Origin of the sequence: Bacillus sp. 03113, from assembly GCF_006546985.1 — a bacterium.
GTDB lineage: Bacteria > Bacillota > Bacilli > Bacillales > Cytobacillaceae > VATK01.
In genome coordinates this window covers 359,539-382,601 of sequence record NZ_ML637008.1, presented here as the reverse complement: position 1 = coordinate 382,601, position 23,063 = coordinate 359,539, and the positions used below count along the sequence as shown (strand labels likewise).

Genomic DNA, 23,063 nt, shown 5'->3' with positions numbered 1-23,063 from the left:
TTAGGGGATTCCATTGAAATTGATAATGTTTTACGCGTCATGATCGCGTTTACTCTATTTAGTGCAGCCTATCTTGCCGAGAATATTCGCGGAGGACTCCAATCCCTTCCAAGAGGACAATTTGAAGCTTCTCAAGCACTCGGTCTCAATTCAACCTTAATGATGGGATTCATCATTTTACCGCAAGCCCTTCGTGCGGTGATCCCAACGATGGTTAGTTTATTCATTGGGATATTCAAGGACACTTCATTAGTGGTGATTGTCGGAATGACAGATTTCTTAGGAATGGGGAAAAAAGTGTTAGCCAATCCGGAATTTTTAGGAAGGCATATGGAAGTGTATCTCTTTATCGCACTGATCTATTTTATCGGCTGCTTCTTAATGTCCCATGTCAGCCGCCGCTTGGAAAAATCACTTGGTGTCGGAAAAAGATAAAAGCGCGTTTGATTATGGACGCCACGTCCTGGTGTGACATCGGCACTCGTATGACGAAGATAGACGGCAGTCTATATAAATAAAATTGATATTTTTATCTATCAACAAGGGAGGAAATAAAGATGGAAAGCGTATTCGGAGTAGAAAAATTAACCACCCCTCTCGAACAAAGAGACGATATTATTACGGTTAAAGGGCTCAACAAGTGGTATGGAGATCACCATGTATTAAGAGATGTCGATGTAACGGTGAAGCAAGGTGAGGTAATCGTTATTTTAGGTCCATCTGGTTCGGGAAAATCGACCTTTATCCGTACGATCAATGCCCTTGAAGAGTTTCAAAAAGGCTCGATTGTCGTTGATAACATTAACCTAACAAACGACTTGAAAAATATTGAAGAAATTCGGAAAGAAACGGGCATGGTGTTCCAATCGTTTAACTTATTTCCTCATATGACCATCTTGAAAAACATTACATTGGCTCCTATCTGGGTACGAAAGTGGAAAAAAAGCAAGGCAGAAAAAGTTGCATTAGAGCTGCTTGAACGTGTAGGAATTCCAGAGCAAGCCAATAAATACCCTGGCCAATTATCAGGCGGGCAGCAGCAGCGTGTCGCGATCGCAAGAGCACTCGCGATGCAGCCGAAAATCATGTTATTTGATGAACCTACCTCAGCCTTAGATCCAGAAATGGTAAAAGAAGTATTAGATGTAATGAAAACATTGGCTGAATCAGGAATGACGATGCTTGTCGTAACGCATGAAATGGGCTTTGCCAGACAGGTTGCCGATCGAATTATTTTGTTTGATAAAGGGGAAGTTGTTGAAACGGGAACACCGGAAGACATTTTCGACAATCCAAAACACGAACGGACAAAAGCCTTTTTATCACAAATTATATAGAAAAGCGGCCGATTAAAAGCGCCACGGCCTTATGTCTTCATCGGCACTAGTACATCCTGTACGTCGGAAGCGCCTTGAACAGCCCTGAAGGTTTATACTTTTTTAGACATAGGAATCCCCTGCTTGTAGAACATACTTTCATGTTCTACAAGCAGGGGATTATACTTTGTATTGAAGTTGAACGGCTGTTTCTGATGTTGTTAAATAATCATAAGCAAGGAGCATGAATTCAATGGCAAATCGTCTTTCTGAATTCATAAAATCCTTACCTAATAGTTTTTCTAATTTCTCAATCCTATGGTAAAGAGTCTGTCTAACGATAAATAATTTGTTAGAGGTTTCCTGCTTTGAGCCATGACACGCTAAATAGGTTCTTAAGGTCGACATCAATTCACCATTATTATTATGATCATACTCGATGACAGCCCCTAAGTATTCATTAATCGTCTCCTCAAGATTACCATATCTTTTTAGTAACTGCATCATTCTATATATATGAAGGTCTTGATAAAAATAACTCTTATTTTCGTTAAGCAAGGTATCTTGCAGCTGAAGAGTTTCCTTTGCTGTTTGATAGCTTAAATGGATCTCTGAAAGCTTATGAACAAATTTCCCAACAGCTACTTTCATTAAGGAAAGGCTTATTTTTCCAGTACTATCCGCTTTATTAATACGGCCAAATGCCTCTGATACTCGGTCTTTCCAATCATCTAAGCTACGATTATTTCCCAAAATAATAATCAGATGGTGGTTTACTTCAATAGAAAACATTCGAAAGCCTAACTGCTCAAATACATTTCGAAATAAAAGCTTGTAATAGGTCTCATCTAATTTAGTTGAATTCATTTTTTGCTGTATCTTGAGATTAAATACACATACAACTCCACCCTTAAAACTAACCTTAGGATCCATAAAGGAAAGCTGTTCACGTATAATTTCCTCTGTGTATTCTCCTTCTAACCAGTTTGTTAGCCATTCGCTCTCATCAGCCATTCGCTTTTCTTCAACATATAAATTTCTCAGCAAATGCTGTGCTAGTGCTGTTGCAGTCCTATCTAAAATAAGTAAATCAAATTCTGTCAATTTTTTATCATTAGAAACGATGATTAACTCTGCATATTTCCCACCTAAAATTTGAATTGGCTGTCGAGCAATGGAAGTATCTGCCCATTCTTCTTTCGATTCTAGCTTAGTTAATAAATTAGCTTTCATCTTTTCTCTTAAATCTGGAACAAATTTTACTTCATTATCATAGATCATGCTGATTACTTGAACATCTAAGTAATTCTGCATAAACTCTAAAATTTGTTCATAATTATTCATATCCAGCATTTTTCGATTTAACTGTTGGGAATAGCTTTCTAAATCAGAGATTAATTGATATTGCTTATTGATGATAATCGAATGGATATCTTGGGTAATTTCAACAAAAGGGACCTCATGATGAAATAATATGATCGGAAATTGATGAAGATTAGCAAATTCAATGACTTCAGGAGGAATAACTGTTGTATGGGTTCCTAATTCTATACATATGCCAGAGACGTTACACTCAACTAATTGTTTCACGAAAGAAAGAAAAAGCAAAGGATCGTTTCTCCATCCTATCCCTGTTGTAAGGATCAGCTCTTGACCATTCAATAGATGACTGACTTGTGTAACCTCTAATACATGTATCCACTTCACTTGACGGTTTATCCCTGCTGTCCCAGCAACCACTTCAGTCTTGTCAAAATGCTTTCTTTTTAAGATCTCATCAATCGTAATATAGGATTTCATGGATCATCCGCCTTTTTCTAAGACTTATTTTTATTAATAAATTCCATTATATATTTAAGATGAAAATCTATCTATAATTTTGTAAGGAAATATAACACGAAAAGACAGGACCATTGTTTAATGACCTGTCTGATGAACTGATTTTTCTTCATTTTATTCTGGTTATAAGGTATTAACAGATTCACTATTTAGTAGCTTTTTGCATATTAAGCAGTGTAGAAAAATACTTCCTTGCATCAGCCGTTTTAATATGCAACTGCTCCCATTTACTTTCATTCATCTCATTTTTTAGCTCAAATTCTAAAAAGGCTCCGCTTAGATTTTCAGTTACGGAGGTAAGCTGATACCCAAGATTCACGAAGGTGTCAATCTTCTCTTTTTCCGCAAGATATTCTTGATAATCAGACATCGTACTCTCTCCTTTATGTAGGAATGATTACTAGTTGGACCGATGACACATTTCCTTTACGATTAAATAGAAAGCTTTTCATTTACCTTAACATCTTTTAAAACACCATATTTTTCTCTCTTTATAAATTGCCCGCTTCCTGCTTCACCAACAAATTGTTTGTCACGTATCACAAAGTTCCCTCTTGAAAGAACAGAAATGGCTTCCCCAGTAACTTCCATTCCCTCAAAAGCATTATAATCAACTGCCATATGGTGGGTTTTTGCGGATATAGTTCTTTTCATATTCGGATCAAAAATGACGATATCTGCATCAGACCCAACTGCGATAGTTCCTTTTTTCGGGAATAATCCAAATAACTTAGCAGCTCTTGTAGATGTTATATCTACAAATTGGTTCAATGTGATTCGGCCTTTTTTTACACCTTCAGAGAAAAGAATTGTCATTCGATCTTCAATTATTGGTCCACCATTTGGAATTTTTGTAAAGTCATCTTTTCCTAAATCCTTTTGTCCAACAAAATCAAAGGAACACTGATCAGATCCTAAAGTTTGTAATTGACCATTTTTTAAAGCCTTCCATAAGTATTCTTGATGTTGTTTTTCACGTAATGGCGGGGACCATACATATTTTGCCCCTTCAAAATTCGGTTTTTCAAGATAAGATTGATCTAGAACTAAATATTGAGGACAAGTTTCACCCCATACATCTACCCCTTTGTCTCTCGCCTCTGCAATTTGTTCTACCGCTTCTTGACAAGTAACATGAACAACATAGAGCTGAGAATTTGCAAGCCCAGTGAGTGAAGCAGCTCTACCGGTTGCTTCTCCTTCAATTGCCGAAGGTCTTGTTAAGGCATGATAGATCGGTTCTGTTTTACCCTCAGCTAAAGCTTTTTTCGTTAAGTAATCAATTACATCTCCATTTTCAGCATGAACCATGACAAGGGCCCCAAGCTCTTTAGCAGTAATGAGCGTACGGAACAGAGTCTCATCATCGGCTTGAAATACATTTTTATACGCCATAAAGATTTTTAACGATGTAATGCCCTCATCATCAATAACACTAGGAAGGTCATTAATTACATCGTCATTCATTTCTGGAATCATCAGGTGGAAGCCATAATCAATAACTGCTTTTCCATTGGCTTTGTTATGCCAAGTTTGGATCGCATTTTTAACAGGGGCTCCTTTTGTTGTTAAACAGAAATCAATAACCGTTGTCGTTCCTCCAAATGCTGCGCCAATAGTACCTGTTTCAAAATCATCCTTCGTGGTTGTGCCTCCAAATGGCATATCTAAATGAGTGTGAGGATCGATCCCGCCTGGAAATACATATGATCCACCAGCATCTATTATTTCAGCACCTTCTTCAAAAAGATCTTTTCCAATAGAAGCTACTTTTTCATCAATGATGAGTATATCTGCTTCATACATATCTGTAGCTGTAACAACTGTTCCATTTTTAATGATTTTTTTCATTTTGTTTTCTCCTCCACTATTTTACAAAGTCGATTTTACTGCTTGACATTGCTCCAATTGCAGCCTGCCTTTCATTCCATGTCAGCGGTGGAAGTTCACTTTTTAATTCAACCATATCAATTGCCCCATCCACAGGACACACAATTGAACATAGATTACAGCCAACACAATCCTCTTCACGTACTTTTAGATAGGACTTACCACTAGAATCCTTTAGCATATCGATGCATTGATGCGATGTATCCTCACAGGCTATATGACACTTGTTACAGTTGATGCAATTTTCAGTATTAATTCTTGCAACTACCTTATAATTTAAGTCAAGATTACCCCAATCGGAGTATTTATGAACGGACTTACCGATAAGCTCACTTACTGAATGAATTCCTTTTTCATCTAAATAATTGGAAAGTCCGTCAATCATATCTTCAACAATACGAAAACCGTGATGCATGGCTGCCGTACAAACTTGAACACCTGTAGCACCCATTAACATGAATTCAACAACATCTTTCCAATTTGAAATTCCACCTATTCCTGAAATCGGAACATTAATATAAGGACTTCTCGCACATTCAGCGACCATGTTTAAGGCTATCGGTTTAACAGCAGGTCCACAGTATCCTCCATGTGTTCCTTTGCCTCCTACATGAGGAATCGTATTCCAAGTATCAAGATCTACACCCGCTAAGCTGTTAATCGTATTAATCATACTAATGGCATCTGCTCCACCGCGGACAGCAGATTCTGCTGTAACAGTTATATCCGTAATATTAGGAGTTAGCTTAACAATAACAGGCGTTTTTGCTACTTCTTTCACCCAATAGGTTTGTTTTTCTACAAGTTCAGGTACTTGACCAGAAGCAGAGCCCATTCCACGTTCTGCCATTCCATGAGGACAGCCGAAATTTAATTCAAGGCCATCCACGCCCACATCCTCTACTCTTTTTACGATTTCATGCCATTTTTCTTGTTTTGGCTCTACCATTAATGAAGCAATAATGGCATGATTAGGGAATCTCTTTTTTGTTTCATAGATTTCTTTTAAGTTTACTTCAAGTGGACGGTCCGTTATTAACTCAATGTTATTAAAACCTGCCACTCGTTGACCGTTAAAGCTAATGGCTCCAAAGCGTGAAGATACATTCAAAATAGGGTCACCTAGTGTCTTCCATACAGCTCCACCCCATCCTGCTTCAAATGCTCTTTGCACTTGGTAGCCTGAGTTTGTTGGAGGAGCAGATGCTAACCAGAAAGGATTTGGGGATTTAATACCAGCAAGATTAATTTGTAAATCAGCCATAGATTTCCTCCTCATAAAGAATATTTTTTACGCTGTTTCTAGAATTTCTTTAAAAAACTTTTTATGAATCTCATAAGCTGTCAGTTTTCCTTGTTGAGCTGCGGATACAACCATCGCTTCGCCTTGCCCTTTTCCAAAAATGACATCTCCACAAGCAAATACTTTTTCATTTGAGGTGACAAATGAATCTTGGGACAACGTTACGACTCCATCTTCATGAATAATCCCAAACTCTTCAATCAATTGAATATATCTCGATTGACCAATCGCTCTTATCACAGCATCTACTGGAATAATAAACTCAGAATCTTTTATAGGGACTGGTCGTCGTCGGCCATCTACACTGCTATCACTTAAAATCATTTTCACACATTCAATACCTGTCACTTTACCGTATTCATCTGAAACAATTCTATTTGGGGCAGTTAACCATCTAAACTCTACTCCGTCTTGCTTCGCAAACTCAAATTCAAAATCATAGGCTGTCATTTCATTTTGAGTTCGACGATACAAAATGCTTACATTTTCTGCACCTAGTCGAACAGAACATGTTGCTGCATCAATGGCTGTATTCCCCGCACCGATAACGGCAACACGTTTCCCTACAAATTCACTTGTGATTTCAGTTTTTGTAGATTTAACAAAATCAATAGCATCATAAACCCCCACTAAGTCTTCCCCTTTAATCCCGAGCTTTGGCACTGAAGCCATCCCGATTGCTAATACGACTGCATCATAATTTTTAAGCAGCTCTTGTGCTGGGATATCTGTCCCAATTCGAGTATTTGTTCGAATTTCCACATCTAAACTTCTTACCTGCTCAACCTCCCAAAATGAGATAGATTGTGGAAGCCTAAAGGAAACAATTCCGTAGGTGTTTAATCCACCTGCTTCGCTTTCTGCTTCAAAAATAGTTACTTTGTACCCAAGCAGAGCAAGTTCACGTGCTGCCGATAAACCAGCAGGCCCGCCGCCAACAACAGCTACTGCTTTCCCATTTTTCTTTCCTGCTTTAAAAAGAACCTGATTATTATGAATAGCCCAATCGGTTGCGTACCTTTGTAAATTTCCTATCATAATAGGCTTAGTTGAATGATTTAAGACGCAAGCTCCTTCACAAAGCTCCTCTGTTGGACAAACTCTAGAACAGCTAGCACCAACTGGATTTGACATCATGATGGTTTTGGCAGATCCCTTCAAATTTTCAGAAGCAATCTTTTTGATAAAGGTTGGGATATCAATACCAGTTGGGCAAGCTTGAATACATGGTGCATCATAGCAATATAAGCATCGATTTGCTTCCTCAATTGCCTCTCTATTTGTAAATCCAGAATCTACTTCATGAAAATTTTTCTCTAAATCCAGTAAACTAATATTCAATCAACAACTCTCCTTTCAAATTCTTCTAAAAAAATATTCTTGTACATGATTTTTTTAATCATACAACGACCAATCTTTTATTAAAAGTAAAAAACTTAACTTTTAAGAAAATACTGAATATTGTAATTACAATTTTACTTTCAAACTTTTCTAGTATCACTATACAAAACGTCAAATACTATTCGTACTCTCTTTTGCATTTTGTAAATTCCACTTTAGAAAAGTGCAAGCGCCTTGATCAGCCGCGACAGACATAAGACGCAATCCGCAGGAAATCCTGATTGACTTTCGGATTGTGGCTTATGATCCGAGCGGCTAGGCGCTGTAGCTAGACACTCGTCGAAGTTCAAAAAATTTATGTTTTCATATCCTATTTAAAAATAAAAATGAAAAACGTTGCAGCATTATAGTTGCAACAACGTCTTTGTAATTTTTACTCTTTAACATCTAACATGGTGAGTACTGTTTCTAACAATACGTTAACTCCTTTTTCACAATATTCTATTGGAGTGTTTTCTTCCTCACAATGACTTTTTCCCTTGTCACTTGGGACAAATAACATAGCTGTAGGGATAATTTTCGCCATATATTGCGCATCATGACCAGCACCGCTAATCATTTTTCGATAGGAGTAGCCTAATATTTGAGTTGATTTTTCTAGAGCATCACAAAGTGTTTTGTCAAACCAAACCGTTTGTCTGTCCCAAAGTTTAGAAATATTTATTGAACAACCATCCTTATTTTGCAGATCATTTGTAATCTCTTTAATTGTCTTTTCTACTATACTGATAATGGCTTCATCCTTATGTCTTGCTTCAAATGAAAAAACGACTTTATTAGGAATAACCGTATGAATATTCGGCTGCACAGACACTCTTCCTATTGTAAATACAAGCTCTTCATCTAAATGACTGAGTTTTTTTCGAATTTCAGTGATGTAATCTGTAGCTACAAATAAGGCATCCATCCGCATATCCATAGGGGTTGTACCTGCATGATCAGATTCTCCTAATACCTCTATATCATAGCAAACCATTCCTACTACGCCTTCTACAACACCGATAGAAAGCTGATCTCTTTCAAGCACTGGTCCTTGTTCAATATGCATTTCTAAAAAAGCTGTAGCTTCTTGTAGACGATTTTCTTCTTCACCTAGATAGCCTATATCCTTTAAGGCTACTTCAAAGCTAATTCCATTAATATCTTTCTTTTTTACCATGTCGGATCGCTCAAATTTACCTGAAATAACACCTGACGCCATCATAGAAGGTTCAAAGCGCGCTCCTTCTTCATTTGTATAATTTACGATCATGATAGGAATACGAGGCTTTATTTCATTATCAACAAGTGTTTTCACCACTTCTAAGCCTGCTACAACTCCAAGTATCCCATCAAAACGACCCCCTTTTTTAACAGAATCAATATGTGATCCCATTACAATGGGCGGTTTATTTTCTGTGCCAGCGAGCGTAGCATAGATATTTCCCATATCATCAACCTTTATTGCCATCCCTAAACCTTCACAGGTTTTGCAAAAATAATCTCGTGCTAAACGATCTTCTTCTGATAATGCTAGACGCGTAACACCATTATTCGCTGTTCGCCCAAAATTAGCAAAAGCCTCTAATTCATCCTTTAATCGGTCGCCATTAATTAATATCTTTTGACTTTGCATCCTTAATCAACCATCCTTTCCACAATAAACGAGAAAATATTCCAAAGGAAATTTTTTACTTTCTATAATAATTAGAAAGAAAATACCGAATATTTAAATTATAAATACATTTTAATTCCATTTTCTTATAAATACATTATACAATGTGTAAAATTTTTATTTATTTATTGTTGCAGAACGTAAAAGAACAAAGAGGATAACCGATTCTCACTTCTAAATTCTTTTATAAAACATGTTTCTTTAATCTGGAAGAATAAAAGAATTGGACATTCCTACCATTGAAGCGTTTCACATTATCGATATATTGTGATATATTAAAGCTACAATGAAGATTCGAGGAGAGATCATATGGACACAATTCCATTATTTCTTATAGATAATAAACATAAAAAACAACTAAAAATAAATAGAATGGCCGTCTATTTACAAGGCAAAATTGTTGAAGTGATCGATGATACACAACAAATATACTATTTATTTTTTTACAAAAACCATTATCTTACTGGAGTCAAAGCTGCTAAATGGAAGAAACAATCAGTTATAGATCAAGCTTTCTCTAAAGGCATCGTCTTTCATGAGAATCACCCGCTAACTACTTCCCTACTCTCATCATACCTTTCATTCAAAATTAGTCCTTTTCATCACCTAATGAACAACCTAAAAAAACAATACACTCCTCAAGAAATCGCTCTTATTGCTACATATTTTGAATCCTTTATTCCAGATAGTGATTTGTTTACACAGATTCAATCCATCTTCTATCAATACCGTCGAAATGGACAAATGCTTGCAAGCTATCGCATTTTACAAATTCTCAAAGATTTTATACCTGGGAAACAATGGGCAATTGAAATTGCCAACAAATTAGAATTCACGTCATCCCGTCAGCTATATACAGCTATGACTAAGGAGCTCATGGTAAAGGATGCTATTTATGCCGAGAAAATGTTAGCTTTACATAAAGACATAGAAGAAAATTTTCTTAAACTTCATACCCTTCTCATTAACGAAAACCGCTGGATAGATTTAATTTCACTCTACATAGAGAAATTTATTTCCACCCCAACGAAAGCGTATTTTGACTCCCTAATGAAAATACTCGAAATGAATTTAAATGAAGATCAAATTATAAATGTGTTAGAGTCTCTATTAGAAAAACAGTTTCATTTACAAGAGTGGAATACACTATTAATTGATAAGTATTTGAATACGAACAACCTAGAAAAAGCTCTTAAATTATTGACTTCTCAACAAATAAGACTGTCTCCTCATCAAGCAAATCAATTTGAAATCATGTTAGAACAGCTAAATATTGAAGATCAAGCTGTGAATATTGAAAAGCTAAATACCATTCTACCTTCTCTTTATAAATCAAACCTCTTACAAGTTGAAAAATTCCTGCAAAAATGTGTAAAAGCACTGTTCAAAAACCATGACCTTCATTATGTGCAGTCATGGCTCGAACCATTTAATCGAACACATCCAAATCTTCCTTTATTAAAAAAAATCAATAAAATGAGTGAAATAAGCGGCGATCCTGATCAACAATATTTACTTGGAGAACTGTATTATCAATTTGGACTTTTAGAGTCAGCCATTGATTGTTTTAGCTGGGAAATGGAACTAAATGAAGCAAACCCTAAACCTATTCAATGGCTGGCAAAAATATATCGAGAAATGGGAAAAGAACTTGAGGCAAAAGCCTATCAACTCCACTACTTAAGTATCCAAAAACAAGCGAATTAAGCTTTCTTGGATCATCTTGTTCAGCTAGTCAATCAAAAGAGTTATCAAGTACGAAATCCAAATGAGTTGCAAATGTTCATTTTTCTAAAAAAATAAACCTGATTTAAGTGAACATCTTGAGAGGCGAATCCTCTATTCACTTAAATCAGGTTTATTTAATTTGATTAATCATATATTTTAGAAAAGCATTGGGCCGATGCCTATACCGTGACAGCAAGTATATAATTCACATTTTTAGCATAAAGAGATTAATATTAACTGTCTGAAACGTTAAAAATGCCTTTATGCTAAATATGCTTCTTGAACTTGTTGATTGGTCATTAAATCCGTTCCTGGCCCTTCAAGGACAATCTTTCCAGTTTGAATAACATAACCACGATTGGCAATTTGTAACGCTTGGAAGGCATTTTGTTCGACAAGTAAAACGGTCATTCCTTCACGATTCAGTTCTTTTATGATCTCAAAAATTTGTTCAACGATGATTGGAGCCAACCCCATGGATGGTTCATCAAGCATCAGCACCTCTGGTTTCATCATCAATGCACGTCCAATGGCCAGCATTTGCTGTTCTCCACCACTCATTGTTCCGCCTTTTTGTTCAAGTCTTTCTTTCAATCTAGGAAAATATTGAAAAACTCTTTCCATTCTCGATTCAATCAGTTTCTTATCCTTCACTGCAAATCCACCAATTAATAAATTTTCCTTTACAGTCAACCGAGGAAATATTCTTCTACCTTCAGGAACGTGAGCAATCCCTAATAAAGTCGTTTGGTGAGCAGGCTTATTTGTAATATCCGTTCCTTGATAATGAATCGACCCTGTTTTTACCTTCACTTGTCCACTTATTGATTTTAATGTTGTTGATTTACCGGCTCCATTACTGCCTATTAACGTAACAATTTCACCTTTTTCAACATGTAAGTCTACTCCTTTTAATGCTTGAATGCCTCCGTAAAACGTTTCTATATTTTTAAGCTCAAGTAAATGCACGTTGTTTCCTCCCCTTAAGCAAGTGATACTGCTCCTTTGCCTAAATATGCTTCAATAACTCTAGGGTTATTTCGGATATCATCTGGCTTTCCTGCAGCAATTTCCTCTCCATGATCCAACACAAAAATATAGTCAGAAATCTCCATCACAAGCTTCATATCATGTTCGATAAGAACAATGGTAATGTCCAGCTCTGTACGCATATTATGGATCAGATTTGTCAGTTCTTTCGTTTCTTTCGGATTCATTCCTGCTGCAGGCTCGTCGAGAAGCAGCACCTTAGGCTTTGCAGCAATCGCTCGAGCAATTTCTAATCGACGCTGTGCTCCATAGGATAGATTTCCTGCTTTCTCATTTAATAATTCCTCAAGCCCTACATATTCAAGAAGGCGATACGCTTCTTTTTTTGCCTTTTCTTCCTCATGCCTGGTTCGAGGCATTTGAAATAATGCGCCAACCCAATTGCTTTTTAAATGATGATGCATTCCAACAAGTACATTATCCAGCACCGTTAATTCATTAAAAAGACGGATGTTTTGGAATGTACGGGCAATTCCTTGTTTAGTCACCAAATGAGGCTTTAATCCGCCAATTGGTTTTCCATTTAATAAAATTTCTCCAGATGTAGGCTTATAAACGCCCGTAATCATGTTGAAAAACGTTGTTTTTCCCGCACCATTTGGACCAATAACTGCTGTTATGGAATTTTTTTCAACAATCATATTAATATTTGAATTGGCAGTTAGACCGCCAAATTTTTTGGTTAAGTCCTTTACTTCTAATACAGCCATAAGCTTCCTAGCCTCCCTTATGCATTCTTTTCTTCTCGTATAGCCACCACTTCTTTACCGCTTTCTACTCGTTTTTTCAGCTTCACAGCATCATACTTTTGATTTTTAGCTGGCATCAATCCTTTCGGTCGATACAAGGCAAATAGGATGAGAAGAGCACCAAAGATAAAGCGCTGCATTTTTGCTGGAGATAGTGCATCGGGAATGGTGATCACACCATTTAAACTTAATTGATTTAACCAATTGGATAGCTCTGTCAACACCTGCAAATTCAAAATCGTAACGACCGCTGCTCCTAAAATGACACCAGGAATACTCCCCATTCCACCTAATAAGACCATTACTAAAATGGTAATGGACTCTAATAACGTAAAGCTTGTCGCATCTACAAAGGTTTGCTTCGCAGCAAAAACAACTCCCATCATGCCGGAGAACGATGCTCCAATAGCAAATGCAGTTAGTTTTGTTTTAACAAGAGGAATTCCCATAGCCTGAGCTGCAATTTCATTCTCTCTTACTGCTTTCCATGCACGCCCAATTTTTGAATGTTCCAGTTTGTTTACCGTGTAAATGACGATCAAAAAGATCGCTAACACAACATAATAAAATTGATTCGGATAAATAAGATCAATTCCAAAGATTCTTGGAGGAGCAATAGAAGCAAGACCCATAGACCCATTGGTAATATTCACAGGTTTATCTAAGTTATTAAAAACAATACGAATAATCTCCCCAAATCCCAATGTAACAATGGCTAAATAATCTCCCTTTACACGAAGAACCGGAATCCCTAATAAAATACCGAATAACGCAGCCGCAAAACAACCAAGTAGGATAAAAATCCAAAAGCTTTCCCCTGAAAGTGGATAATGTCCAAACGGCATAAAATTAGAAGCCTGTGCAGTCGCAAATATTCCATAAGTGTATGCACCTACTGCGAAAAAGGCTACAAATCCAAGATCAAGAAGTCCAGCAAAACCTACCACGATGTTAAGCCCTAATGCCATTGCAACATAGATTCCTACTAATGTTGCTACCTCCATATAAGATTGATAGGAAGGTCCATGACTAGCTGAAAAAGGAAGTAAAACCCCTAAAATAACTAAGCCAGTGATCCATTTTGTTTTATTGCCAAGTTTAAGAAAATACAAAATTAAGAGAGAAAATAATAATAATAAGAAAGCAATGACTGATTTTTGAGCTAGGTACAAGCTCAAGCTTGTTACGATGACATAGACAACAAACAATAGGATTTGTGCCAGTTTATTTTCTGAAATGATACTCAACAGTTTTCTCACTTTTCACACCTACACTTTCTCGATGACGGCTTTTCCGAACAAGCCTTCTGGTTTAAAAATGAGTACCGCAATCAAAATAATAAAAGCAAATACGTCTTTATATTCCGCTCCAAAAGCACCACCCGATATGATTGAAAGATTTGCTGCCGCAAACATTTCAATCAATCCTAAAAGAATTCCTCCAACCATAGCTCCACGTATATTACCGATCCCGCCTAATACAGCCGCTGTAAAAGCTTTTAAACCTAGAATGAATCCAATATAAGGATCAATGGCCCCATATTGAACGGCAAACAATACACCTGTAGCACCACCAAGTGCCGATCCAACAAAAAACGTCACTGAAATGACCTTATTTACATTAATTGACATAAGCGCTGCTGTCTCTTGATCCTGAGCTACAGCACGCATGGCCATTCCCCATTTCGTTCGATTCACAAAAAAATCTAATCCAACCATCATTAAAATGGCCATGATTAAAACAACAATAAAAGAGCTTTTAAATGTAGCGTTGTCAAATTGAGGGATAATAGAAGAAAGTTTCAATTGAATTTTATCATTAAAAAGACTTGGGGCATTTACAATATAATTCCCTTTTTTTAATTCAACAATAAAGCGAACGATATCTTGAAGTAAAAAAGATACACCGATAGCCGTGATAAGTGTGATCAATTTAGGCGCTCTTCGAAGTGGTCGGTAGGCAACCCTTTCAATCCCCATTCCCATAAATCCAGTTAGTACACTTGCTACTATTAGAATTATAATAAATGTCAGGATAGCAGGCATCGCTGAGACCCAGCCTAATCCTGTCATGATTAACAAAACAGATGTACCAATAAAAGCACCAGACATAAAAATTTCACCATGAGCAAAATTAATCAGCTCTAATATTCCATAAACCATCGTATACCCAAGAGCAATGACTGCATATACTGCCCCTAAAGTGAGACCGTCGATTAAAACTTGCGGTAAAGTTTGAATGATGTGTGTTAGCATATTCTTCCCCACTCTTTAGCATTATTTTTAATAATGCCAAAAAGGGTACGGGTTAAAGTCCATACCCTTTCTAGCTAATATCTACTTTTTCTCAATTTCTCCGTCTTGTGTTGCAGGATAAGCAGCTTTGTCAAATTTATAGATGAAGACTTTCGCATTGTCATTATCGCCTTTATCATCAAGACTTACTTTTGTTACAATTCCTTCATAGTCTTTAACAGCACGAACTGCCTCTGCTACTTGCTCACGTGAAGGTAGTTTTCCATCATTCGCATCAATCGCATCTGATAAACCTTTTAGTAATACTCCCGCACTATCATAACCATATGCAGAATAAGATTCGATCGGTTTTTTGAATTCAGCCTTGTAAGTATCAGCAAACTTTTTACCTGCTTCTGTTTTAGTAGCATCCCCAGCAACAGAAGTGATAAATACGTTTTTCACTGATTCACCAGCGATTTCTACAGTAGATGAGGAATCTAAACCATCGCCGCCCATGATCGGAATATCTAAACCTTTATCACGAGCTTGTTTAATGATTAATCCACCTTCAGCATATACTCCACCAAAGTAGATTAAATCTGGTTTTTTAGCTACAGCTTGACTTAGTACACCATTAAAGTCTTTTTCGCCTACAGTAATCCCTTCATATCCAACGATTTCAGCTCCAAGCTTTTCAGCAGCTCCTCTGAAGGCATCAGCTAGGCCTGAACCATAAGCTGTTTTATCTTGAATAACAAAGATTTTTTTAGCTTTTAATGTATTCACAGCATAATCAGCACCCGAAGGTCCTTGGAAATCATCACGAGCACATATACGATTGACTGTTTTTAAGCCACGATCTGTAACATCTGTAGCCGTATTTGCAGGTGATACCATTGGAATGGAGTATTTTTCGTAAGTTTCAGATGAAGGAATCGCAACACCTGAATTTAAATGTCCTACTACTCCAAGAATGGCTTTATCCGCACCGATTAATTGAGCATTTGCAACCCCTTTTTTAGGGTCAGCTTGATCGTCATAAGGGACAATCTGTAAATCAAAGCCTTTATCCGCAAATGCTTTCTTTTGATCCTCGATCGCTAATTGAGCTCCCAATTTAATAGCCTCACCTAGAGTTGCACTACCTCCTGATAATGGTGATTGTGTGGCAATTTTAATCACTGTTTTCTTACCATCTGAACTAGAAGAACCAGATGATGAATCATTTGAAGAAGAGGAACAACCGCTTATAATACCAACTGCCAATGTTGCTGTCATAAATAGTGATAATGCTTTTTTAGATAACATATTTACCCCCTATAATTCTTTTATTTGGCATTACTTCAAAAGATTCATAGAATATGTACTTATGATACCGCCTCCTACTAATCTCAGGACTATTTACCTAAAAAGAGAGCTCTCTTTTGTTAGAATTATAAGGTTTGATATGGAGAGTGTCATCAACTGTGTCAGATTATCTTACACTATTTTTTTGGAATTATCAGCAAATTGTGCCAATTTGATTACATTCTACACTTTTTCTTCTAAAATTCCACCCTATTCCTCACCGATTTTTAATTAAATGAAAATCTTTTTTCACCACCATTCGCCTATAATCATAAAAATCGTTAGAATAGAAATATCCTTTAAGATTATTGAAGCAGGTGAGAAATTGAATATTAAACATTTACAATATTTTATTGAGGTAAACCGATTAAATAGTTTTACTAGAGCTGCAGAACATTTATTTATTACACAGCCAACAATTAGTAAAATGATTAAAAACCTTGAAACAGAGCTTGGTGTAACTCTATTTGATCGATCTCAAAAAAAACTGATCTTAACAGATGCTGGGAAGGTTATTTTAGAACAAGCTAAAATAATTGACAAAGCGTTTGAAAATTTACAAGTTGAATTAAACAACCTAGTTGGGCTTAAAAAAGGAATGATTCGATTAGGTTTACCACCTATTCTTGACTCTAGCTATATCCCTAAATTGATAGGAAAGTTCCATGATAAATATCCCGAAGTTGCTTTCCATTTAATAGAGGATGGTTCAAAAAAAATTGAAGATTATGTAGCTAATGATGAACTTGATATTGGAGTGGTCGTACTCCCAACTAAAAACGATTTATTTCATCATCTTTCATTATTGAAAGAACAGCTAATGCTTGTTGTCCCTTATTCACACTCTTTAGCAAATCAATCAGCAGCTCAATTATCTGATTTAAAGGATGAGCCTTTTATTTTATTTAATGATGATTTTGTTTTGCATGATCGCATTATTTCGTCTCTTAACAGTGTTGGATTTAGACCTCAAGTTATATCTGAAAGCTCGCAATGGAGCTACATTGAAGAGATGGTTTCATGTAATTTAGGTGTTACCGTATTGCCAGAGAGTATTTGTAAGCAGCTAAAAAGTCAAGTACGTTCAATTAATATTGTTAATCCTTCTATCAATTGGCATTTAGCAATCATTTGGAAAAAAGATCAATATTTATCTCACGCGGCAAAGGAATGGATTCATTTTATAAAAAATCAGTTGTCCGCAAACGCCATACATCCTTAACGATTCCATTACAATATTGGGGGTTAAAATCCCCTCTCCAAATTTATTTTTAAGGCTGTTTTCGTATAGATTGTTGCTTTTAAATACGCAGCCTGCATACACTTCGCTTTCCGTGGGCGAGCGTCAAGCGTCCTCGTCGCATACGCTCCTGCGGGGTCTCGCCTTTCTCGCATTCCCACAGGAGTCTACGTGTATGCAGGCTGCTCCGAAACGTTTCTCCCAATATTTTTTATGTCAAAAGCAACAAACTTTGAGAAAGCAGCCATTTTAAAAAAAAGAACTCCATTCATAAATCACTATCAGTTCCCTTCATTTTTTGCTTATTGAACTTTGTTCACAAAGTTTTAACATGAAATTACCTCATGTTTGTAAGTGTTTTCATAGATAAAATCTATAAAATTCATAAAAAATAACCATTTTACATTCCAAAATCCAAAGAGTAAACTTTCATTAAATGTAAGTTCTTTACTCTTGTAAAATTAGCTAATATCCTTACCTCTTGATTATACAAGAAAGGAAATAATGAGAATGGAACCCAAAAAAGCAAATGAAAGTCGAATTGTCAATACAGATCAAGTGTTAATAAGTGATTTAAATAATTATAATACTCTTTTTGGCGGCGTGTTAATGAAGAAATTAGATGCATGCGCTACATTATCTGCCAGAAGACATTCTAGAGTCAAAATGTGTGTAACAGCCTCAACAGATTCGATCGATTTCTTACATCCAATCCACCAATCAGATTCCGTCTGTGTCGAATCATTTGTATCTTACACAGGAAGAACCTCTATGGAAATTTTCTGTAAGGTAATTGCTGAGGATATGATGACTGGCAAACGTCGAATTGCAGCCACTGCTTTCCTAACATTTGTTGCTCTGGACGAAAATAAACAGCCTGTTGAAGTGCCAGGTTTAATTCCTGAAACTGACGAAGAAAAATATCTTTACGAAACAGGAAAAGATCGAGCAGACGTACGTAAAGCAAGAAGATCTAAAAGTAAAAAGCTAGCTGAAATGATTACGCTGAAAAAGCCTTGGGATTAATGAACAGCAACTATTAAATGAAAGTGTAGGTAATTATTTATGATAACCTTGCCAAGTTTAGGTGACTTAAATAAAACAAAAGACTATCTTAGAGAAGTTCAACAATTCCATCCAGAATTTTATGAGAAGCTATTGTATATTGTAAGCCTTACAAGGCAATTACAATTTAAATATGCTTACTTAGGATCTTTAATCAAGGATAAAGATCCAATGGACAACTCCCCTTCAAATGTAAATGGGTATGTCCTTCGCTTATACAACCAACAAGTACAAAAACTAAAAGATAAACAAGACAATGCACTCTTAAACCAAATTTTTGCAGATCCATATGAGGTTGGCTTTGCAAAAATATGCTTGTTAATACTTGGTAGAGCCCCAGAATCCTTATTAGGCTCTTCAATCATTAAATAAATATTGGTAGCTAGAAGGGAGATCCATAGTGGATTTCCCTCTTCTTTTGCTTTTTCATTTCCTTATTTTAAAGTTATTTTTTACTTTCAATTAAATAATCATTTCCAAAACAGAGACATATGTATTAATGAAAAATCTAGCTCCTCTCCCCCTTTCTCCTTTCATATATGATCGATCATTTTTGTCTTCCTAATATTAAACATGACAAAATGTATATTAGAAAAGAGGATTTCCTTACATTTTGTATAGTGTTTTTATGATAAAAAAATTGTACGATTACCAATAAGTATATCAAAGAAGAAGGTGAGTAAATATGAACAAGAAAATGTTGGATGATCAAGCAAGCACCGATGAAGACAACAAAAAAATGCTTTTAGAAAAAGATGAAAAGTATTTGTGGCATCATATTTCCACTCACAATCCAAATCCTATGATTGCTGTATCTGGAAAAGGCAGCTGGATTACAGATGCCGATGGAAATCAATTTTTTGATGGAATGTCAGGTTTATGGTGTGTCAATATTGGTCATGGACAAGAAGAAGTGGCAAAAGCTGCATATGAACAAATGAAAACGTTAGCTTATTTCCCATTAATTCAAAGTCATGTCCCAGCCATTAAACTCGCTGAAAAAGTAAATGAATGGTTAGATGGAGATTATAAAATTTTCTTTTCTAATTCAGGCTCCGACGCCAATGAAGTAGCTTTTAAAATTGCTCGACAGTACCATCATCAAAACGGGGAACCAACTCGATTTAAGTTCATTTCTAGACATCGCGCTTATCATGGCAACTCAATGGGTGCTTTAGGTGCCACAGGGCAAGCCATCCGTAAAATAAAATATGAACCCGTTGCAGTAGGTTTTCAGCATGTTGCACCTCCTTACTGCTATCGATGTCCTTTTGGCAAGGAAAAAGAAAGCTGCCAATTAGAATGTGCTAAAAGCTATGAGGATGTTATCAATTGGGAAGGAGCCGAAACGGTTGCAGGAATCATCTTAGAGCCAGTTATTACAGGCGGAGGTGTCATTGTACCCCCTCAAGGATATTTAGAGGCTGTTCGAAAAATCTGTGATAAATATGGCGTATTAATGATCGTAGATGAAGTCATTTGCGGTTTTGGAAGATCTGGAAAACCTTTTGGCCATCAAAATTTCGGTGTTCAACCTGATATTGTTACAATGGCGAAAGGAATTACGAGCGCCTACTCTCCCCTATCAGCAACTGCAGTGAAAAAAGAGCTTTATGAAAGCTTTGCTGAGCCTGGAGCTGATCAACATTTCAGACATGTTAACACCTTTGGAGGGAATCCTGTTTCATGTGCAGTAGCATTAAAGAACATTGAAATATTAGAAAGAGATCAACTCGTTAAGCGCTCAGCCTATTTAGGAGAAATGCTGCGTCAAAAATTAGATCCTTTAATAGATCATCCGAATGTTGGTGATATCCGTACCTTTGGCTTTATTGCTGGTATTGAAATGGTTGAGGATAAAGAAAGCAAAACTCCTATTAATAATAATAAAATTTTACAAGTTATAGCGGAATGTAAGAAAAAAGGGCTTTCCATTGGGAAAAACAGTGATACTGTCCCTGGCTTTAATAATATATTAACTTTATGCCCTCCATTTGTTACAACAGATGAAGAATTAGATTTTGTTGTAAATACCATTTATGATGCCTTTGATGTGTTAAACAATTAAAAAAATGCAGATAGGATTTGTAATCCTTTAAAAAAATAAACCAAACTATAAATTTGATCTAGTTGATGCTGAAGCCCTACTCTTAATAAGGGCTTTTTATTTTTTTCTAATGAAAAAGATGACCATAGTAAGATTATTTCTTAAGCTTTAAATAAATTTGTATATCATTTGAATCATTAATAAACATATGATCATAATGATTAAAGTTTTTGCAACTTTTTTAGGCACCTTTGGTAAAAGCATAAGACCAATCTGAGAGCCAATAATAGAACCGATTGACATAGCAATTGCATATGACCATTGAATAAATCCAGTTTGATAAAATACAAGAAATCCTCCAGTACAGCTTCCTAGGATTAAAACCCTCGTCATTTGGACAGCTTTCATATAAGTATGACTCTTTTTCATATAATATAGAATACTGAATGTGGAAGAACCAGGGCCAAAACCTCCATCATAAGCTGCTATTAAAAATGGAATATAAAATTTTATTTTTTTAGCAGTTTTATGCTCAACTAGTATATGTTCTGTCCATTCTTTATTTTTCAACGTAATTAGTAATGCAAAACAAAGTAAAAAGAAAGCAGCTAGATTCATTGTTTTTTCTTGGATATGGGAGGTTACTAAGGCTCCATTAATTCCTCCGAAAAATGCTACTAATAAATAAATTGCTATCAATTTTATTGTAAGCTGCTTACTGCGTATAAGATAAAATACACTTGAAAATGCGGCAACACCGGAAGAAAATTTATTTGTAGCAATACTGGTTTGAATTGGAATGCCTGTTAACACCATACTAGGAACTGTGATCAGGCCTGCCCCTCCAGCTAACGTTCCTAGAAAAGAAGCCCCTAACCCAATAAAAATTAACATTAAAAAAGGGGTATCACTTCCTTTTTCTATTATAAATCCTATTCCAAACCCAATTAATAGAATGGTAAATAGAAGAAAACGCATAAATGTTTTGCCCTTCCTTTTCAGCTTTCCTTTCAAATTAGCAATAGATGTTCCCATTAAATATATCTCCTTTATTTGTCTTTGTATAAAGGGTATATTAAATATATTAATAAATCTAATATATGATTTAAATATAATTATAAAAATAATTTATGAAAGGATTATATTAATGAACCTTCATGCCTTACGCATATTTACTACCGTAGCATATAATCAGAGTGTTACTGAAGCTGCAAAGGTTCTTTCAATTAGTCAGCCGGCTGTGACTATTCAAATACGTAATTTAGAAAAAGAAACTGGTTTGAAGTTAATTGAAACTGAAGGAAGAGGTATTAAACTGACCGCTGCAGGTGAATTTCTATTTAAACAAGCTGAAAATTTGTTTGATATGGAAAAGGAGATTGAAAATAAACTCGTTCAATTTAAAAACGGGGAGTTAGAAAAGCTGCGAATATCATCAACCTATTTACCTGCTAATTTTTTATTACCTACTTGGCTGGCTAAATTTAAAAAACAATTCCCTTTGGTTAAGGTAGATTTATATAGTGGGAATTCAAATCAAGTAATTGAAAAGTTACTTCACTATCAGACAGACATCGCTTTTGTGGTAAAAGAAGAATGGAGAGAACCAGATTTAAACCTCCATCACTTAATGGACATCGATTTTTGGTTTATCGTCCCTAGAGGTCATAAATATGATGGGAAAGAGGTATTACTATCAGAATTGCTTCAAGAGCCTTTCTTAATAAGAGAAGAAGGAAGTTCTACAAGAGAAATCCTTTTTTCTTTATGCCAAATTCATGGAGTTACAACTCCACATATAGGATTGCAATTTCATGGTTTAAATGAGTCCATTCATGCTGTTATTGCTGGATATGGTACAATGCTGGCACCTTCATTAGCTGTAGAACAGCATTTGGAACGTAAAGAAATCGGTAGAGTAAAAGTGACAGGAATTAATATAACACGTCCTGTATATCTTTGTATTCGTAAAAGGGATAAAGAACTATCCACTAATATCAAACATTTTCTTCAATCTATCAAAGAAACCCGACTTTTTGATTAATATTGTCTCTAAAAATTTAGTTTTGATCAATTTAATATTAACGTAAATTTAAGTCCTAAACACATCCCCAGATACCTGTAAAACTTTATAAAGGGATTTTATAAAGGGATAGAAAAGACATTTAATTAATGCTTTTCTACCCCTCTTTGTTAA

20 protein-coding genes are annotated in these 23,063 nt (G+C 35.8%); 8 read left to right on the top strand and 12 right to left on the bottom strand.

Annotated elements, in window-relative coordinates; genetic code table 11:
• Positions 1–435: amino acid ABC transporter permease (locus tag FDO66_RS01685; protein WP_141430661.1), on the top strand; the 435-nt coding region annotated here is incomplete at its 5' end.
• Positions 436–557: 122 nt separating this feature from the next.
• Complete coding sequence (locus tag FDO66_RS01680; protein ID WP_141430660.1) at positions 558–1,337, top strand: amino acid ABC transporter ATP-binding protein; 780 nt, start codon at positions 558–560, stop codon at positions 1,335–1,337.
• A gap of 159 nt (positions 1,338–1,496) precedes the next feature.
• Here the strand turns inward: FDO66_RS01680 and FDO66_RS01675 are convergent, their stop codons facing one another.
• The 6 genes from FDO66_RS01675 to FDO66_RS01650 all read right to left on the bottom strand — a co-directional run bounded on the left by FDO66_RS01675 (position 1,497) and on the right by FDO66_RS01650 (position 9,364).
• On the bottom strand, positions 1,497–3,116 hold the full coding sequence (locus FDO66_RS01675) for a PucR family transcriptional regulator (RefSeq protein ID WP_141430659.1): 1,620 nt from the start codon (positions 3,114–3,116) through the stop codon (positions 1,497–1,499).
• A 184-nt stretch (positions 3,117–3,300) separates the two neighbouring features.
• The gene (locus tag FDO66_RS01670) at positions 3,301–3,525 is read right to left on the bottom strand and encodes a hypothetical protein (protein WP_141430658.1); all 225 of its coding nucleotides are present in this window, start codon (positions 3,523–3,525) and stop codon (positions 3,301–3,303) included.
• A 62-nt stretch (positions 3,526–3,587) separates the two neighbouring features.
• Positions 3,588–5,006: a dihydropyrimidinase gene (gene hydA / locus FDO66_RS01665; RefSeq protein WP_141430657.1), complete on the bottom strand. Its 1,419-nt coding sequence runs from the start codon at positions 5,004–5,006 to the stop codon at positions 3,588–3,590.
• Positions 5,007–5,022: 16 nt separating this feature from the next.
• Positions 5,023–6,309 (bottom strand): NAD-dependent dihydropyrimidine dehydrogenase subunit PreA, encoded by a 1,287-nt coding sequence (gene preA, locus FDO66_RS01660; protein ID WP_141430656.1) that lies wholly within the window; start codon positions 6,307–6,309, stop codon positions 5,023–5,025.
• 27 nt (positions 6,310–6,336) lie between these two features.
• A complete protein-coding gene (locus FDO66_RS01655; RefSeq protein WP_141430655.1) occupies positions 6,337–7,689 on the bottom strand; it encodes an NAD(P)-dependent oxidoreductase in 1,353 nt (450 codons plus the stop codon).
• A gap of 433 nt (positions 7,690–8,122) precedes the next feature.
• The gene (locus FDO66_RS01650; protein ID WP_141430654.1) at positions 8,123–9,364 is read right to left on the bottom strand and encodes a Zn-dependent hydrolase; all 1,242 of its coding nucleotides are present in this window, start codon (positions 9,362–9,364) and stop codon (positions 8,123–8,125) included.
• 348 nt (positions 9,365–9,712) lie between these two features.
• On the opposite strand from FDO66_RS01650, the gene FDO66_RS01645 reads away from it, so the two are divergent.
• Entirely contained in the window at positions 9,713–11,110 is a 1,398-nt protein-coding gene (locus tag FDO66_RS01645) for a tol-pal system YbgF family protein (protein ID WP_141430653.1), read from the top strand.
• Positions 11,111–11,392: 282 nt separating this feature from the next.
• Here the strand turns inward: FDO66_RS01645 and FDO66_RS01640 are convergent, their stop codons facing one another.
• From FDO66_RS01640 to FDO66_RS01620, 5 genes are all read right to left on the bottom strand, one after another.
• Positions 11,393–12,100 carry an ABC transporter ATP-binding protein gene (locus FDO66_RS01640; RefSeq protein WP_141430652.1) on the bottom strand — a complete coding sequence of 236 codons (708 nt, stop codon included), beginning with the start codon at positions 12,098–12,100 and terminating at the stop codon, positions 11,393–11,395.
• A gap of 14 nt (positions 12,101–12,114) precedes the next feature.
• Positions 12,115–12,891, bottom strand: a complete 777-nt coding sequence (locus FDO66_RS01635; protein WP_141430651.1) for an ABC transporter ATP-binding protein — start codon at positions 12,889–12,891, stop codon at positions 12,115–12,117.
• A gap of 17 nt (positions 12,892–12,908) precedes the next feature.
• Positions 12,909–14,189 carry a branched-chain amino acid ABC transporter permease gene (locus tag FDO66_RS01630; RefSeq protein WP_141430650.1) on the bottom strand — a complete coding sequence of 427 codons (1,281 nt, stop codon included), beginning with the start codon at positions 14,187–14,189 and terminating at the stop codon, positions 12,909–12,911.
• Positions 14,190–14,198: 9 nt separating this feature from the next.
• Positions 14,199–15,185 carry a branched-chain amino acid ABC transporter permease gene (locus FDO66_RS01625; RefSeq protein ID WP_141430649.1) on the bottom strand — a complete coding sequence of 329 codons (987 nt, stop codon included), beginning with the start codon at positions 15,183–15,185 and terminating at the stop codon, positions 14,199–14,201.
• A gap of 81 nt (positions 15,186–15,266) precedes the next feature.
• The gene (locus FDO66_RS01620) at positions 15,267–16,475 is read right to left on the bottom strand and encodes a branched-chain amino acid ABC transporter substrate-binding protein (protein ID WP_141430648.1); all 1,209 of its coding nucleotides are present in this window, start codon (positions 16,473–16,475) and stop codon (positions 15,267–15,269) included.
• 364 nt (positions 16,476–16,839) lie between these two features.
• On the opposite strand from FDO66_RS01620, the gene cidR reads away from it, so the two are divergent.
• From cidR to FDO66_RS01600, 4 genes are all read left to right on the top strand, one after another.
• On the top strand, positions 16,840–17,736 hold the full coding sequence (gene cidR, locus FDO66_RS01615; RefSeq protein ID WP_141430647.1) for a cidABC operon transcriptional activator CidR: 897 nt from the start codon (positions 16,840–16,842) through the stop codon (positions 17,734–17,736).
• A gap of 528 nt (positions 17,737–18,264) precedes the next feature.
• Entirely contained in the window at positions 18,265–18,780 is a 516-nt protein-coding gene (locus tag FDO66_RS01610) for an acyl-CoA thioesterase (RefSeq protein ID WP_141430646.1), read from the top strand.
• Positions 18,781–18,819: 39 nt separating this feature from the next.
• Positions 18,820–19,191 carry a hypothetical protein gene (locus FDO66_RS01605; RefSeq protein WP_141430645.1) on the top strand — a complete coding sequence of 124 codons (372 nt, stop codon included), beginning with the start codon at positions 18,820–18,822 and terminating at the stop codon, positions 19,189–19,191.
• Between the two features lie 313 nt (positions 19,192–19,504).
• Positions 19,505–20,887, top strand: coding sequence for an aspartate aminotransferase family protein (locus tag FDO66_RS01600; RefSeq protein WP_395939739.1), 1,383 nt, complete (start codon positions 19,505–19,507; stop codon positions 20,885–20,887).
• A 147-nt stretch (positions 20,888–21,034) separates the two neighbouring features.
• Here FDO66_RS01600 and FDO66_RS01595 read toward each other — a convergent pair whose 3' ends face one another.
• The gene (locus tag FDO66_RS01595; RefSeq protein ID WP_220095138.1) at positions 21,035–21,760 is read right to left on the bottom strand and encodes a sulfite exporter TauE/SafE family protein; all 726 of its coding nucleotides are present in this window, start codon (positions 21,758–21,760) and stop codon (positions 21,035–21,037) included.
• A gap of 253 nt (positions 21,761–22,013) precedes the next feature.
• Between FDO66_RS01595 and FDO66_RS01590 the strand changes: the two genes are divergently transcribed.
• Entirely contained in the window at positions 22,014–22,910 is an 897-nt protein-coding gene (locus tag FDO66_RS01590; RefSeq protein WP_141430644.1) for a LysR family transcriptional regulator, read from the top strand.
• The last annotated feature ends 153 nt before the right edge of the window (positions 22,911–23,063 follow it).

What these genes read in the sequence shown, in the direction of transcription:
- FDO66_RS01680 (WP_141430660.1), top strand. Translation starts at nt 558, where the DNA reads ATGGAAAGCGTATTCGGAGTAGAAAAATTAACCACCCCTCTCGAACAA.
- hydA (WP_141430657.1), bottom strand. Translation starts at nt 5,006, where the DNA reads ATGAAAAAAATCATTAAAAATGGAACAGTTGTTACAGCTACAGATATG.
- FDO66_RS01650 (WP_141430654.1), bottom strand. Translation starts at nt 9,364, where the DNA reads ATGCAAAGTCAAAAGATATTAATTAATGGCGACCGATTAAAGGATGAA.
- FDO66_RS01620 (WP_141430648.1), bottom strand. Translation starts at nt 16,475, where the DNA reads ATGTTATCTAAAAAAGCATTATCACTATTTATGACAGCAACATTGGCA.
- FDO66_RS01645 (WP_141430653.1), top strand. Translation starts at nt 9,713, where the DNA reads ATGGACACAATTCCATTATTTCTTATAGATAATAAACATAAAAAACAA.
- FDO66_RS01675 (WP_141430659.1), bottom strand. Translation starts at nt 3,116, where the DNA reads ATGAAATCCTATATTACGATTGATGAGATCTTAAAAAGAAAGCATTTT.
- FDO66_RS01595 (WP_220095138.1), bottom strand. Translation starts at nt 21,760, where the DNA reads ATGTTAATTTTTATTGGGTTAGGGGCTTCTTTTCTAGGAACGTTAGCT.
- FDO66_RS01670 (WP_141430658.1), bottom strand. Translation starts at nt 3,525, where the DNA reads ATGTCTGATTATCAAGAATATCTTGCGGAAAAAGAGAAGATTGACACC.
- FDO66_RS01590 (WP_141430644.1), top strand. Translation starts at nt 22,014, where the DNA reads ATGAACCTTCATGCCTTACGCATATTTACTACCGTAGCATATAATCAG.
- FDO66_RS01610 (WP_141430646.1), top strand. Translation starts at nt 18,265, where the DNA reads ATGGAACCCAAAAAAGCAAATGAAAGTCGAATTGTCAATACAGATCAA.
- FDO66_RS01625 (WP_141430649.1), bottom strand. Translation starts at nt 15,185, where the DNA reads ATGCTAACACACATCATTCAAACTTTACCGCAAGTTTTAATCGACGGT.
- FDO66_RS01635 (WP_141430651.1), bottom strand. Translation starts at nt 12,891, where the DNA reads ATGGCTGTATTAGAAGTAAAGGACTTAACCAAAAAATTTGGCGGTCTA.
- FDO66_RS01605 (WP_141430645.1), top strand. Translation starts at nt 18,820, where the DNA reads ATGATAACCTTGCCAAGTTTAGGTGACTTAAATAAAACAAAAGACTAT.
- preA (WP_141430656.1), bottom strand. Translation starts at nt 6,309, where the DNA reads ATGGCTGATTTACAAATTAATCTTGCTGGTATTAAATCCCCAAATCCT.
- FDO66_RS01600 (WP_395939739.1), top strand. Translation starts at nt 19,505, where the DNA reads ATGAACAAGAAAATGTTGGATGATCAAGCAAGCACCGATGAAGACAAC.